Source organism: Halomonas sp. 3F2F, assembly GCF_014897805.1.
GTDB lineage: Bacteria > Pseudomonadota > Gammaproteobacteria > Pseudomonadales > Halomonadaceae > Vreelandella.
Window position 1 is genome coordinate 1 of the sequence record NZ_JABUZE010000135.1, and the last position, 14,084, is coordinate 14,084.

Annotated in this window: 14 protein-coding genes; 13 read left to right on the forward strand and 1 reads right to left on the reverse strand. The window is 45.9% G+C overall.

Features of this window, described 5'->3' with window-relative positions:
* Nucleotides 1-168 precede the first annotated feature (168 nt).
* From INT21_RS14745 to INT21_RS14805, 13 genes are all read left to right on the forward strand, one after another.
* Nucleotides 169-1,362: a hypothetical protein gene (locus INT21_RS14745; RefSeq protein WP_193085380.1), complete on the forward strand. Its 1,194-nt coding sequence runs from the start codon at nucleotides 169-171 to the stop codon at nucleotides 1,360-1,362.
* 53 nt (nucleotides 1,363-1,415) lie between these two features.
* Nucleotides 1,416-2,498, forward strand: coding sequence for an NAD-dependent epimerase (locus INT21_RS14750; protein ID WP_193085381.1), 1,083 nt, complete (start codon nucleotides 1,416-1,418; stop codon nucleotides 2,496-2,498).
* A gap of 51 nt (nucleotides 2,499-2,549) precedes the next feature.
* Nucleotides 2,550-3,932 carry a UDP-glucose dehydrogenase family protein gene (locus tag INT21_RS14755; RefSeq protein WP_193085382.1) on the forward strand — a complete coding sequence of 461 codons (1,383 nt, stop codon included), beginning with the start codon at nucleotides 2,550-2,552 and terminating at the stop codon, nucleotides 3,930-3,932.
* Nucleotides 3,933-4,013: 81 nt separating this feature from the next.
* Complete coding sequence (locus INT21_RS14760) at nucleotides 4,014-4,637, forward strand: sugar transferase (RefSeq protein ID WP_193085383.1); 624 nt, start codon at nucleotides 4,014-4,016, stop codon at nucleotides 4,635-4,637.
* Nucleotides 4,630-5,706, forward strand: a complete 1,077-nt coding sequence (locus INT21_RS20440; protein WP_226930662.1) for a hypothetical protein — start codon at nucleotides 4,630-4,632, stop codon at nucleotides 5,704-5,706. The genes INT21_RS14760 and INT21_RS20440 overlap by 8 nt, the downstream gene beginning before the upstream one ends.
* Nucleotides 5,699-6,904, forward strand: coding sequence for a DegT/DnrJ/EryC1/StrS family aminotransferase (locus tag INT21_RS14770; RefSeq protein ID WP_193085384.1), 1,206 nt, complete (start codon nucleotides 5,699-5,701; stop codon nucleotides 6,902-6,904). The genes INT21_RS20440 and INT21_RS14770 overlap by 8 nt, the downstream gene beginning before the upstream one ends.
* Nucleotides 6,905-7,045: 141 nt before the next feature.
* On the forward strand, nucleotides 7,046-8,260 hold the full coding sequence (locus INT21_RS14775) for a glycosyltransferase family 4 protein (protein WP_193085385.1): 1,215 nt from the start codon (nucleotides 7,046-7,048) through the stop codon (nucleotides 8,258-8,260).
* 88 nt (nucleotides 8,261-8,348) lie between these two features.
* The gene (locus INT21_RS14780; RefSeq protein WP_193085386.1) at nucleotides 8,349-9,269 is read left to right on the forward strand and encodes a glycosyltransferase family A protein; all 921 of its coding nucleotides are present in this window, start codon (nucleotides 8,349-8,351) and stop codon (nucleotides 9,267-9,269) included.
* A 27-nt stretch (nucleotides 9,270-9,296) separates the two neighbouring features.
* Nucleotides 9,297-9,758 carry a glycerol-3-phosphate cytidylyltransferase gene (gene tagD, locus INT21_RS14785; protein WP_089038491.1) on the forward strand — a complete coding sequence of 154 codons (462 nt, stop codon included), beginning with the start codon at nucleotides 9,297-9,299 and terminating at the stop codon, nucleotides 9,756-9,758.
* A 40-nt stretch (nucleotides 9,759-9,798) separates the two neighbouring features.
* Entirely contained in the window at nucleotides 9,799-11,010 is a 1,212-nt protein-coding gene (locus tag INT21_RS14790; RefSeq protein WP_193085387.1) for a CDP-glycerol glycerophosphotransferase family protein, read from the forward strand.
* Between the two features lie 79 nt (nucleotides 11,011-11,089).
* Nucleotides 11,090-12,031, forward strand: a complete 942-nt coding sequence (locus INT21_RS14795) for a glycosyltransferase (RefSeq protein ID WP_193085388.1) — start codon at nucleotides 11,090-11,092, stop codon at nucleotides 12,029-12,031.
* A 335-nt stretch (nucleotides 12,032-12,366) separates the two neighbouring features.
* Nucleotides 12,367-12,789: an MbcA/ParS/Xre antitoxin family protein gene (locus tag INT21_RS14800; RefSeq protein WP_226916807.1), complete on the forward strand. Its 423-nt coding sequence runs from the start codon at nucleotides 12,367-12,369 to the stop codon at nucleotides 12,787-12,789.
* Nucleotides 12,783-13,499 carry an RES family NAD+ phosphorylase gene (locus INT21_RS14805; RefSeq protein ID WP_193085389.1) on the forward strand — a complete coding sequence of 239 codons (717 nt, stop codon included), beginning with the start codon at nucleotides 12,783-12,785 and terminating at the stop codon, nucleotides 13,497-13,499. Before INT21_RS14800 ends, INT21_RS14805 begins: the two co-directional genes overlap by 7 nt.
* Nucleotides 13,500-13,513: 14 nt before the next feature.
* Here the strand turns inward: INT21_RS14805 and mntR are convergent, their stop codons facing one another.
* Nucleotides 13,514-13,990 carry a manganese-binding transcriptional regulator MntR gene (mntR, locus tag INT21_RS14810; RefSeq protein ID WP_089038486.1) on the reverse strand — a complete coding sequence of 159 codons (477 nt, stop codon included), beginning with the start codon at nucleotides 13,988-13,990 and terminating at the stop codon, nucleotides 13,514-13,516.
* Nucleotides 13,991-14,084: the final 94 nt, after the last annotated feature.

Here is a 14,084-nt window from a genome sequence, read left to right on the forward strand (position 1 = left end):
CACTCTGTCTTAGGCGTTTTGGTCTCTTCCTAAATTGTTTGTTAGTTTCTCTCTTTAGTGATTTTTTTCATTTTAAATTATTTGTTAATGATTTTTATAAGAGGCCTTATAAAGCCTCTTGTTAGCTTTTTACGACACTCCCTTTAGTTTTAAAGGAGAAAGGCTACGATGAATAAACAATATAATATTGAGGAAAATGAGTGGTTAACTGGCGTTGCCGTTTTTCTAATTAGGGAGCGTGGGCTGGCATATTTAGATGTCTTACGTAGCCTGCTTGATCGCTACGGTTTCAATATTTTGTGCGAACTAGCTATTCATGAAGATCAGCGGCAAACGTTGGCAAAGTGGATTGATAGTAGTGAACAGGAGCCTGTGGATTGGCCTGGTAATGGCGGCCTGCCAGCTTATTTTTTGGTGGTGCACGATGTTCATCCTGTGATGGAACAACCTTCTTCAAGGGAGACTCCTGGACGAACCGATAATGTACGGCTGCTGACTGTAGAAACAGTGCTAACTCAAAAGGTCAACGATGGGCGCAGAGGCCAAGAACACGTCAGTCCACTGTATTTGTCTTGTAGCACCACTCAGACACTTGAATACCTAAAGAAAATAGTTCCACAGCAAATCGGTAAAATACGTGCGACAGCGCAGCGCTATAACATTGAGTTTCGCACCCCTTATCCAGTGCTAGCCGACGTGAGTAAGCAGGTATGTCGAGCCAAAGTAGAGCTGGTGGATTTTCACGGCACTGAAGCAATTTGCAAAACCTTTCGCCCGGGGCGCGAGCGGTATTTAGAGCGTGAAGTAAAAGCCCGTGAGCTAGGCGCTTCATTACCTGAAGTATCGCGATTGCTAGAGGTGGGGCCTCATTACCTGGTGTTTGAGCGCTATTCCAATCGTATGGAGCGTATCCTTTCTCCCCGTGCACCGTTCTCACCACATGGGTTACTACCTCTCTGGACAATTGAGCGCGTCAGAGCGGTTATCTTGCATTATCGACGTCTTGGCTACGAGTGTATTGATCTCAATCCGCAAGACCTGATTTATGACCCTTGCCAAGGCCTCAAAATTATCGATTTCGAATTTCTTCAGCCTGGCACCGACGAGATAGAAAGTTTGAAGGGCAATTATGCTTGGTATGACGTGCCCTCACGTTTCAAGGGGGATTTGCCAATTTCGGCTCATCAAGGCTCCTATCATGAGCGCTGGTTCCCCTATACCGGGCTACCCCGAACCCTATGTTTGAACAAGCTTCCGCGACCGGTACTTACCATGGTGCGCTCGGCGGCACTAGTGCCTTTAACGTTAGACGGTTTAAGGCGAGTGAGTTGGCAACATATTCAGCGCCTGGTGCGTAACTGATCTATTTCCCTTCCTTCCTCTTGCTCACGGTTGTCTCGTCATGGAGTCACTGTATGAAGATTCTAGTAACCGGCCATGCTGGATTCATTGGCTTTCACACTGCTAAACGTCTGCTAGAGCGGGGGGATAGTGTCGTCGGGTTTGATAACGTTAATGACTATTACGACCCTGCTATAAAAGAAGCGCGTCTCAAAATACTTGAACAGACGGCAGCTGAGACAGGAAATAACTACCTCTCAATTCGTGCCAACTTAGCTAACCAGCAAGCGGTGGCAACGTGCTTTGAAGAGCACTGCTTTGATCGCGTTATTCATCTTGCTGCCCAAGCTGGCGTGCGCTACTCACTGGAAAATCCGCTTAGTTATGTGGAAAGTAACTTAATTGGCTTTACCAATATATTAGAAGCGTGTCGCTACGCTAAGGTTGCGCACCTGACTTACGCCAGCACCAGCAGCGTTTACGGTGCCAATACGCTAATGCCATTTTCCGAGCACAAGGGTGCCAATCATCCGTTGCAATTTTATGCGGCCACCAAGAAAGCTAACGAAATGATGGCTCATAGCTATAGTCACCTGTTTGGACTGCCGACGACTGGCCTACGGTTTTTTACTGTCTATGGGCCATGGGGTCGCCCAGACATGGCACTTTTTAAATTTACCAAGCACATTCTGGCTGATGAGCCTATTCAGGTTTTTAATTATGGCCACCATACTCGCGACTTTACTTATGTGGATGACATTGTAGAAGGCATTATTCGCGCCAGTGACGACATCGCAACCCCGGCTCAAGAGTGGAATAGCGATAGCCCCGATCCTGCTACCAGTAATGCACCGTTTCGCCTCTTTAACATAGGTAATAATGATCCGGTAACGATCAGTGTTTATATCGAAGCCATTGAAAAGGCGCTAGGTAAAAAAGCCATCAAAGAAATGCTGCCTCTACAGCCGGGAGATGCGCTAGATACGTATGCCGACTCAGGTGAGTTAGAAAGAAGGGTGGGATATAAACCCTCTACACCAATCTTTAAGGGCATTGAAAACTTCATTGCTTGGTATCGCGACTATTACTCATTAAAAAAATATTCACCTACTGCCTCCTCTGATGCTGCAAACGAAGTGTCTGGCTTAATTAAGTGATACGAACTCCTTACTTCTCCCTTAGTACACCCAACCCTAGCAGGAACTCCAATGAACGTTACAGTTTTCGGAACGGGTTATGTTGGCCTGGTTCAAGGTGCAATTTTGTCTGAAGTCGGTCATCACGTTGTTTGCGTAGATGTGGATGCTCATAAGGTTGAACAGCTTAAGATGGGTATCACGCCTATCTATGAACCTGGTTTGGAGTCGATAGTAAAAGAGAATCACGCTGCTGGAAGGCTCGATTTTACTACCGATGCGGTTGCCGCGATTAAACATGGACAGGTTCAATTTGTCGCCGTGGGAACGCCTCCCGATGAAGATGGAAGTGCGGATCTAACCTATGTGCTCAACGTGGCGACGACTATCGCTGAACACATGGAGCGCGACCAAGTTATCGTTAACAAATCCACTGTGCCAGTAGGTAGCGCCGACAAAGTTCGTGTCGTGATGGAAGATGTATTGAAAAGGCGTGGTCGAAGCGATATCAGCTTTGATGTGGTGTCGAATCCTGAGTTTCTAAAGGAAGGTAGTGCCGTCGTAGACTGCCAAAAGCCAGATCGAATTATTATTGGTACCAGTTGCGATGCAACAATAGAGGTTATGCGAGAATTATATGCGCCTTTCAATCGCAATCACGACAAAGTTATCGTGATGGATGTAAAAAGCGCTGAGTTAACAAAGTATGCCGCTAACTGCATGTTAGCAACCAAGATTAGTTTTATGAACGAAATGGCAAACTTAGCCGAGTTACTGGGAGCCGATATTGAAGCCGTGCGTAAGGGAATCGGTTCGGATCCACGCATTGGCTACCACTTTATTTACCCTGGTGTAGGCTACGGGGGTTCCTGTTTTCCCAAAGACCTACAGGCGCTTATTCACACTGCAAATAGTATCGACTTTGACGCCAAACTGCTCAAAGCGGTGGAATTACGTAATAAAGAGCAAAAAACCACGCTTTTCCAGAAAATAAATCAGCACTTCAATGCACAGTTAAAGGGTAAAACCTTTGCTATTTGGGGGCTTTCCTTCAAGCCCAATACAGACGATATGCGTGATGCGCCCAGCCGAGTGCTTATGGAGGCTCTATGGGCGGCAGGTGCAAAGGTGCAGGCTTATGACCCGGAAGCTATGGAAGAAGCGCAGCGAATCTATGGAAATCGTGAGCATTTAACCCTTTGTGGAACCAAAGAAGCCGCGTTAAAAAATAGTGATGCGTTAATTATCATTACCGATTGGCAAAACTTCCGAGCGCCTGATTTTGAGCTTATCAAAGCTCAGTTATCGGAACCGACTATCTTTGATGGTCGCAATCTTTATGAGCCACATAGAATGGCAGATAAAGGGTTTAACTACTACTCGGTAGGTAGAGCCAAACCAACGCTGTCAATAACAGCTCCACCTGAGCTGCATGTAGTCACTGCCAGTCATTAAAGTCGATATCTAATATGGATGTTTTTGGTCATTTAGTTATTGTGGCTGGCTTTATGTTGTATTTTTAAAGGTAGGTGGCTCATGTTAAAGCGCCAAGTTGATATTGCTGTTTCAGTAATAGGGTTAGTGTTGCTATCACCTCTGCTAGTTATTATAGCGCTGCTTATTCGCTATAAGCTAGGTACGCCAGTTCTCTTCCGTCAGTATCGCCCAGGGCTAAACGGTAAGCCATTTGAAATCGTCAAGTTTCGCTCTATGCGAGATGCCTATGATGAGCAAGGCCGAAAATTATCAGAAAAAGAGCGGCTGACTTCTTTTGGCCGGCGTCTGCGTGCTACCAGTCTGGATGAGTTACCCGAACTATGGAATGTACTGAAAGGAGATATGAGCTTGGTCGGCCCCAGGCCTTTATTAATGGAATATTTGCCTTATTACAGCGCCCACCAATTTCGTCGGCATGAAGCTCGCCCCGGTGTGACAGGTTGGGCACAAGTAAATGGTCGTAATGGTATCTCTTGGGAAAAAAAGTTTGATTACGACATTTGGTATGTAGATAACCAGACACTGCTTTTGGATATCAAAATACTACTATTGACAGTGAAAAAAGTTTTTTTCCGCGAAGGTATCAGTTACTCGGGTGATGTAGCGATGCCAAACTTTAAAGCATCAAAGTTGAAAAACGACAAAGGTGGGCAAAATGGCTAAAAAAATAAATATCCTTGTCACTGGCGTCGGTGGGCCAACGCCACGCAGCTTTGTCAGGTCTGTCCTTGACTCTGGAGCTGATAGTTATCGTTTTATTGGTGTTGATGCTAACCCATTAGCGATAGGCCTTTATGATAAATCTTCATATGATCATACCTATTTGGTGCCAAGAGCTGATGATGAACGTTACTGGTTAGAAATATCAAAAATAATTGATCATCACCAGATTCAATTTGCGGTTGTGTTGCCTGAAGTTGAAGTAGTGGCATGGTCGAAGCGGAAAGACCTTGAAGGTTTGCCTTGTAAAGCATTTATTTCTTCAAGCCAGCCGACCGAGGCACTGATCGATAAGAAAAAACTGCATGAAATACTGGCGGATAAGCCTTATATACCCCGTTACTGCACGTTTTCAAACGGCTTGAAAAGCCTTGATTTTACGCTTGATTATCCTTTTTGGGTACGTGGTACTGTTGGATCAAGTGGGTTGGGTTCTTTAAAAGTCACAAGTGAGAAAGAACTCGATGAATGGATGCAAATAAACCCTCTCATTGAAGAATTTATCGCATCCGAGTTTTTACCGGGAAGAAACCTTGCGTGTAAGGTTATTTATATGGACGGTAAGATTTTACGCTCTGCTTGTGCCGAGAGAGTAACTTATATCATGTCTAAGGTTGCGCCTTCTGGAATAACTGGCAACACTGCGTTTGGTCGTATGATTAATGATATTCAGCTTGTGAATATTGCTGATGATGCGATTATTTCATTTTTTAATCACTATCAATCGAAAGCGAATGGCATATTTACCGTAGATTTCAAAGAGGATGCGCAGGGGAATCCAATGATCACCGAAATAAATGTTAGGTTTGTTGCTTTTATTTCGTCTTTGGCTCAAGCAGGCGCTAATCTCCCTCTAGACTATCTTGAGATGAATCTTAATCCAGACAACTTCTCACACGTATACAAACATTATGAGTTTCCAAAAGGCACCATATTTTTAAGAGATGTGGATGAAAAGCCAGTTGTCATGAATGAAAAAGATCTATTAGATATGGATCCCCGCCATGCTTAACGGACCATTTTCTCCTTGGCCTTCCTTTACTCTGGAAGAGGCCCAGGCTATTCAGGACGTACTGCTTTCCAACAGAGTGAACTATTGGACAGGCAAGGAGTGCGTTGAATTCGAAAAGGAGTTTGCTCAATTTGCCGAGACTAAGCATGCCATAGCGTTAGCAAATGGGACTAACGCGCTAGACTTAGCTCTGAAAGGGCTGGGTATTGGCGAAAAAGAGCATGAAGAGGTGATTGTTACCTCTCGAACGTTCGTGGCTTCTGCATCATGCATTGCCAATGCCGGGGCTGTGCCAATCTTTGCTGATGTTGATCGCGACTCTCAAAATATCACTGCCGCCACGGTCGCTGAAAAAATTACCCCGCGTACTCGCGCTATTATTGCCGTGCATCTAGCAGGATGGCCCTGCGAAATGCAGGAGCTCATGGCGTTGGCAGAGCAATACGGGCTTTATGTGATCGAAGATTGCGCTCAGGCTCATGGCGCTCGTTATCAAGGCCGAAGCGTCGGAGGAATAGGTCATGTAGGGTGTTGGTCGTTCTGTCAGGACAAAATTATGACCACCGGTGGCGAAGGGGGAATGGTCACTACCAATGACATCGCGCTTTGGAAACGAATGTGGGCTTATAAAGATCATGGCAAGAGCTGGGACGCTGTCTATGTGCAAGAACATCCACCGGGTTTCCGCTGGTTGCATGATACGTTTGGCACCAATTGGCGCATGACTGAAATGCAGGCCGTCATTGGTCGTATTCAACTTAAACGGATGCCTGAGTGGAGTGCGATTCGCCAGATGAATGCTCAACATATCTGGCAAGCTGCGTTGGATTGTAAAGGGTTGCGTGTACCTGATTTTTGTTTAGATATGACCTCTGGATCACGAAGGCAAGATACCAAGCATGCCGCTTATAAATGCTATGTATTCATTGATCCGCGTCAGCTACGGGATGGCTGGGACCGCGATCGTATCCTGAGTGATATCAACCTAAGAGGAGTACCCTGTTTTCCAGGCAGTTGCTCTGAAGTATATCTCGAAAAGGCCTTTTTAAACGCTGGCTGGCAGCCACAAAGCAATTTGCCAGTTGCACAAGAGCTTGGTCAAACCAGTCTGATGTTTTTGTGCCATCCGACACTCTCCCAAGAAGAAATTGATAAGACATGTCAAGTGCTCAAAGAGGTCATGGCGCTAGCTGTTTAATCATTTTTTCAAGCCTTCCAGAATTTAAAAGATCATCTGTCTTTAAAGCTACCTGCATTTAAAGCTCACTATTTAAAATAGCTAATGTCGGCAAACGAGCCCTCAACCTGTGTGGCTTGGTGTTTCGTTAAGGAGTTTTTTATGAAGCCTAAGGTTGCTACCTCGAATAAGCGTTTTTTGCTGATATCGGGCACAAGCTATTCATTGGTCAATTTTCGAGGGCCATTGGTTCAAGCCCTGATCAAGGCTGGATTAGACGTCCATGTAGCTGCTCCAGGGCTTCTTGAAGACATGACTACTCGCCAGAAGCTTGAAGCCTGGGGAGCGGTTGCTCACGACTATCCGATGCAGAGAAATGGGCTAAACCCGTGGCGCGATGCTTTAACGCTGCACGCACTTTATCGTCTTATGTGCAAAATTCGCCCTGAAATGGTGCTTAGCTACACAATCAAGCCAGTTGTCTACGGACTGCTAGCCGCCTGGTTGGCCAGAGTTCCTCGCCGCTATGCATTAGTTACCGGGCTGGGTTACGCATTTGCTAGTCAGGCCAGCGGCAAGCGTGCTCTGGTCTATCAAGTTGTGCGTAGGTTATATGCCGCGGCACTCAATAGAGCAGACAAGGTGTTTTTTCAGAATCCTGATGATAACGCTTTGTTTCGTGAGTTGGGGATACTGCGTGAGAAGGTGCCTTCGCAGGTTCTCAATGGATCAGGGGTAGACATGAGTCATTTTACGGTAGCTCCTATACCCGTAGGTCCACCGCGCTTCTTACTGATTGCTCGCCTGTTGGGCGATAAAGGCGTGCGTCAATATGCTGACGCTGCACGCCGAATCAAACAGCGGCATCCCGAGATAGTATTTCAACTGGTCGGTGACATTGATAGTAATCCCGATACGATTACCCGGGAAGAATTGGATACCTGGATTAAGGAGGGCTCAATTGATCATTTAGGCTGGCTTAATGACGTGCGCCCGGCAATAGCGAATTGCAGTGTTTATGTACTTCCCAGCTATTACCGGGAAGGTACACCCCGATCAGTGTTGGAAGCCATGGCGATGGGGCGGGCGGTGATCACTACCGATGCGCCTGGATGCCGTGAGACTGTCATTGAGGGTGATAATGGCTACTTGATACCCGTTAGAGATGTCGGTGCGCTTGAGAGCGCCATGCAGGCGTTCATTGACAGTCCTGCCCTAGTACAAACCATGGGCCGACGTTCGTATGAAATTGCTAAAGATCGGTACGACGTTCATAAAGTTAATGCCGTCATGCTTAAATCGATGCAAATAAAAGATCTGGTAGCGAGTAGCCGAGAGCAAGCGCTAGTTAACAATAATGCTATTAATGAAGCCTAAAAATATAAAATTATTTCCTAGGGGTTAATGGTCTGTTGGATAAAACCTATTAATCCTATTCCTAATACAATTATGAGAACCTATTGATATGGCTTTCTTCTCGGTGATCATACCTGTCTATAATAAGGTGAACACTTTAAGTGATTCCCTGGAGTGTATATATAGGCAAAATTTCAAAGATTTTGAGGTGATTGCCGTAGATGATGGTTCTACTGATGGCTCTCTTGGCATTTTGCAGCAGTATGAGAAGGCCGGTTTGTTAAGGCTTTACCAGCGTGATTCTCCCGGTTCAGGAGGATATGCTGCGCGCAACTTAGGGGCAGATAAATCAACAGGTAAGTGGTTGGTTTTTTTTGACGCTGACGACATTATGTTATCAGACCACTTGTCATGTTTTGCCAATGCAATTAGTCAATATTCTGATATTGAATTATACGTCAATGCTTACCAGAAGATGGAAGGCTGGCGGCGGCTGCCGAGAATAAAAGGGCGGGCTAGTGGTCGTCTGAGCCGCTTGGAAGCCCTAGAATTCTTTGCACTTTTCGACTTTATTCACATGAATGGTGCGTGTATTTCGCGTCAGCGTTTTTTATCTATGGGAGGGTTTCCTGCAGGGCTTTATCGCCGAGGTGGCGATGTATATTTCTGGTTGAAAGTGCTTTGCGAATTAAAAACCATTCACTACAACGCCAATGTGACTACTTTATGGCTGCTTGAAAACAGCGATATTACTCGTGATAAACGCAACCTTGTTGGTTTACATCCAGGTGTTGATCTTTTTAAACAGTATGAATCAACATTAAAGCGTAGTGAGCGGCGACAATTGCGTTTGGCAATAAATCGCAAAGTTCTTTCTTGGGCCGTTGAGAAGAAGCTGCTTGGCCAATCAGTGCGCTTGGATTTAGAAGCATTAAGATTGGGAGGGATGAACATGCGTTTATGGCTGCATGCTATCTCATTACTAGTGCCCCAACCTTATTACGATCAGTTGCGTCGCCGTATTAAATAATCTGAGCAAGCAAAGGGGACAGTACTCATGACCAAGACAGTAATTACTTATGGCACCTTTGACATGTTCCATATTGGCCATCTGAATTTGCTAAGACGGTTGGCTGAAATGGGGGATCGTTTGGTAGTGGGGATCTCAACGGATGAGTTTAACACGCTCAAAGGCAAGCGCACGTTGATTCCATTTGAGCACCGTGCTGAGATTGTTCGCTCCTTGCGCTATGTCGACCAAGTGATTCCCGAGACCGACTGGGAACAAAAGCTTCAGGATATCCAGCGCTATTCAGTTGACACCTTTGCCATTGGTGATGATTGGAAAGGCCACTTTGACTTTCTTTCACCCCACTGTGAAGTGATATATCTGCCACGTACCGATGGCGTCTCTACGACTCAATTGAAACGTTCACTTAATCCTTTCTATAGCGTTTCACGTGATGAGTTAATGAATGCCTTTGACGTGCTCGATACGTTAAGAAAAGACTTCGGCTAATGTTCCTTTGTTTGATGGCGATAGTGCCAAGGAAATCACAATGTCCTCTTACACACTTCGTTTAGCAAAACAGCTGGCATGGTTACCGCTGTGCCTGATTGGCGGATGCTTCCCTCGCAATGATCGTTTATGGATATTTGGTGCTTGGCATGGTCGCCAGTTCGCTGACAACACAAGCTATTTGTATCGCCATGTGCGTGATCATGAGCCTAGCTTGAGAGCGGTTTGGCTTGCGCATGATCAAGAGGTTGTTAAGCGAGTTCGTGAAGAGGGCGGAGAAGCCTATCTTGCTTACTCAGTCAAAGGAATCCTGTTGTCGCTGCGTGCGCGGCTTTTTCTCGTCACTCATTCAGCAGAAGATGTTAATCCGCATGCGTCATTTGGGGGGCAGCTAATCAACCTAACTCATGGAACCCCTCTTAAGCGCTTGGTTCAGGATGCTCGCTCTTCCCGGCTTGGCGTTTTTACCGGCGTGTATGATCGTTACCTGCGCCGGCTTCTACCTGGGCAGCGCAGGCCTCAGCAAGTATTAGTGGCTTCCGACGTCGGCCGAGAGCGGTTGATCTCTGCCTTCGGTTTACCTAGCGATCGTGTCACTGCCCTTGGCTATCCTCGCTGGAATGCTTTCCAAGAAAATGCGTCAACATTATTGCAACAGGCTGGCATCGATATATTGGCGTACGACAAGGTGGTGCTATATGCCCCGACCCTTAGAATGCAAGGCAAAGGGGGGCTTGATGTGTCTCAAGGAGAACGCCTAGAAGCATTACTACCATGGCTTGAAAAGCATCGAGTACTATTACTCATCCGCGGGCACACCTCGTTGAAAATGAGCGGTGTACAAGCGTTAATGGAGGGGAATGCGAGTATTCGTGAAGCGCCTGTCAGTATATTTCCAGATGTAAATGCTTTATTTCCGGCCGTGGATGTACTTATCACGGACTACTCGAGTTTGATGTTCGACTATGCTTGTTTGAATCGCCCCATCATTTTGATGGCACCTGACCTGGATGATTATCTCAACCTCGATGTAGGAGTTTATGGAGATTATCTTGCTGATGCGCCAGGTCCGGTAATCGAATCTTGGGAGCATTTACCTGAAGCCTGGGACTCCTTGACTAAAAAGGTCCATCACCAGCGCTTAGCAACTTTTGTAGCTCGCCATGCCGCTATGAACGATGGCAGAGAGTGTGAACGCGTCACCTCTCATCTGCGTAACAGCTGTCGCCTCGAAGTAACCAGCCATGCCTGAATGAATGTAACTACAAAATGAGTACGTAGTTTGAATAGAGAATAAAGCCAGCTTCTCAATGATTTTATGGGGATGCGACATGTCATTTTATGAAAAAGGTATAAAAAGCAGGCAGGTAAGTGACGATGCCAATGTTGGCGCTCGAGTTGGTTTTCCAAGGGTTTCTGTGATTATACCGACGTATTATGACTGGTCACGTCTAAAAAAGTGTGTTGTTGCATTAGAGAACCAGTCGATTGCTCAAGACAATTTTGAAGTCATTATTGTCAATAATGCCTCTGATGATTCTCCGCCAGCGGACTTTTACTTACCCAACAACTTCACCATGATCAAAGAAGCGAAACCAGGCTCATATGCAGCAAGAAATGCCGCATTAAAGATTTCTCGAGGTGAAATAGTTGCGTTTACTGATTCTGATTGTATCCCAGATCCTTATTGGCTGGAGACAGCTATTAATCGACTCGATAAAGGTGCAGAACGCGTTGCTGGTAAAGTAGAGCTTTTCTTCAAATCTGAAAAACTGACGCTTGTTGAAATTTATGAAAAGGCCTTTGGATTTGATCAAGAACGCTATGCTCAGCGGGGAGGAGCGGTGACTGCTAATATGGTGACGTGGTCAAAAAACTTTGAAATAGTTGGATATTTTAACGATAACCTCATGTCTGGTGGTGACAATGAATGGGGAGTGCGTGCGAGCGAAAAAGGGATTCCTGTTGAATACGCCCAGGAGGTTATTGTTAACCATCCAGCACGCTCAAATGTAAAGGATATTCTTAAAAAACGAAGGCGAGTGATGGGAGGACAGTTGAATAAAATGAAAAAGAATTCGAAGAGGAGTTTCATTATAATTTTAGCTAAAGGCTATTTCCCCCCAATAAAAGCGCTAAAGTTGTTTTTAGAAAAAGAGTTGACTTTTTCAGAGAGATTTTTAGCTTATCTGTTGTGTTATTATTTTAAATCTTATTCAGCAACGTACAGGTTGGCGTTACTCCTCGGCCTGGCTAAGCCAGAAAGATCTTAGCTTGAAGTTATGTGATTGGTGATTGGTGATTGGTGATTGGTGATTGGTGATTGGTGATTGGTGAATAGTGGATGGTAATAGATAAGCGGTAGTCGAGTATTGTTTTTATAAATGCCTCGCCGAATATTAAGAAAATATTCGGCGAGGCATTTTTTTACTTAATGTTTTTTTAGAGAGCAGCAGACTATCGTCTTCATCCGTAGGTGCCTGATAAGTCTAAGGCTACGCTTTGAGGTGGATAGTCTTATGAATCAAGTTGTATTTGTAGATACGGTATTGACAGGCACAGTCTTTGCAGACACAAATCTTTTGATTTAGTATCTATGGATAGGTGGATGCAGACAGGGTACGAGGTGCTTATGCAAACAGCCAGCAATGTTATTCAGGACAAGGCCGCCGCTGCGGCTGGTTTGAAAGCCGCTGTGCGTATTTTGGATAAATGGCGGGCGACAGGTGAGCAGGGCGAATCTATTCTACGCGTCTCCCACAGCAGCTATGCCCGCGCGCGGCGGGGAGATTTAGCTGAGATCAAGTTAGACAGTGATCAATTGGCACGAATCAGTTATTTGCTCAATATTCATGCGGCACTGCGAATGCTGTTTGAAAACCCTGATAATGTTTACGGGTTCGTCTCTATGGCAAATCACAATCCTTACTTTAACGGGCGTACGCCGCTTGAAGTGATCGGTACTGGAGATTTCGCAGCACTTTATGAAACCTTCAAGCGTATTGATAGCTTGCGAGGTGCTCAGTGGTAGATTCGGCGGGAATAAGCGAAGGTTCGCTGCCCCTTTGTCAATCGAAAGAGGTAGTGGGGTATCGCTTAGTCAACAGTAAATTTCCTCCCATTGGGCTGTTTGACGATGTTGCGAGCCTCGATGAGTTTGAAGCGCTTTATGCCCTGCAGGCGCTGACGAACCCAAGGCTGCGTAACGAGGCTGGTGATTTGGGACTCATTCCTCACAACCAGATTCCCTTTGGTATCCGAGGATGCTCTTATGCGACAGCACCTTTTACCCACGTTAATCCGGAGGGTTCTCGCTTTAGCGACGGCAGCTTTGGTGTGCTTTACATTGCGGATGCACAACCAACGGCAATCAGTGAAGCGAGGCACCATCAGGAAATCTATTGGAAAAACGTACCATCGTTACATTTTGAACGGTTTATCTTCCGTGGGCTTAAGTGCCTATTTAATGAAAAAGCCTGTCGTGATGGCTTGGCGCTTCAGCCATCCCATGCCATTTATGATGCCGACGATTATCGAGCAGCGCGCACGTTAGGCAGAGAGCTTCGCAAAGAGCAACGTACCGGTTTGCGTTACCATTCTGTTCGGCAACCAGGAGCCACTTGCTGGGCGTTAATGACGCCGCAGTTCATCCTGGATATTATCCAGACCACTCATATTGAGATGATCTGGAACGGGCGAATAGCCCAAGTGAATCGCCTCTCAGCTGTACCCATCAAGTGAATTCAGTAGCGTAATTATGTTCGCTGTTGCTCGGTGAAGCGCTGCATGATCGTGAGTGTTTTATCACTAACATGATGCTCCATGCCCTCTGCATCAATACGCGCTGTACTGTCATCGACCCCAAGGGCACGCAAGAAATGCAGCACTACATCGTGACGCGTCCGGGAAATTTCGGCCATTTTTTGGCCTTCTTCGGTCAAGAAGAGCGAGCGATAGGGCTTGCTTGTCACTAGGCCCAGCTCATTCAGGCGGCGAATCATTTTAGAGACGGTCGCTTGGCTAACGGCCATTCGAGTAGCGATATCGGCTGCGCGCGCTTCTCCACGGTGGCGTAATAAGTCGCCAATTAACTCGACATAATCTTCGATCAGTTCCGTTTCGTGGGCATTACGCACCGTCTCATACTGCTGCGCATGCTGTTCCACTGGCGGTAGCGCATCTCCATCTTGGCCGTATGCGGTAGGAGAGTGTTGCTGTTGGTATTCACTCATTGGCAAAATTTATCAAGGTTAGTGGAAACGTTAATTAGTGATGGTAGCGCATTTTTTTAGATAATTGTTAGCCATGGCTAAACTGTTTGCATAA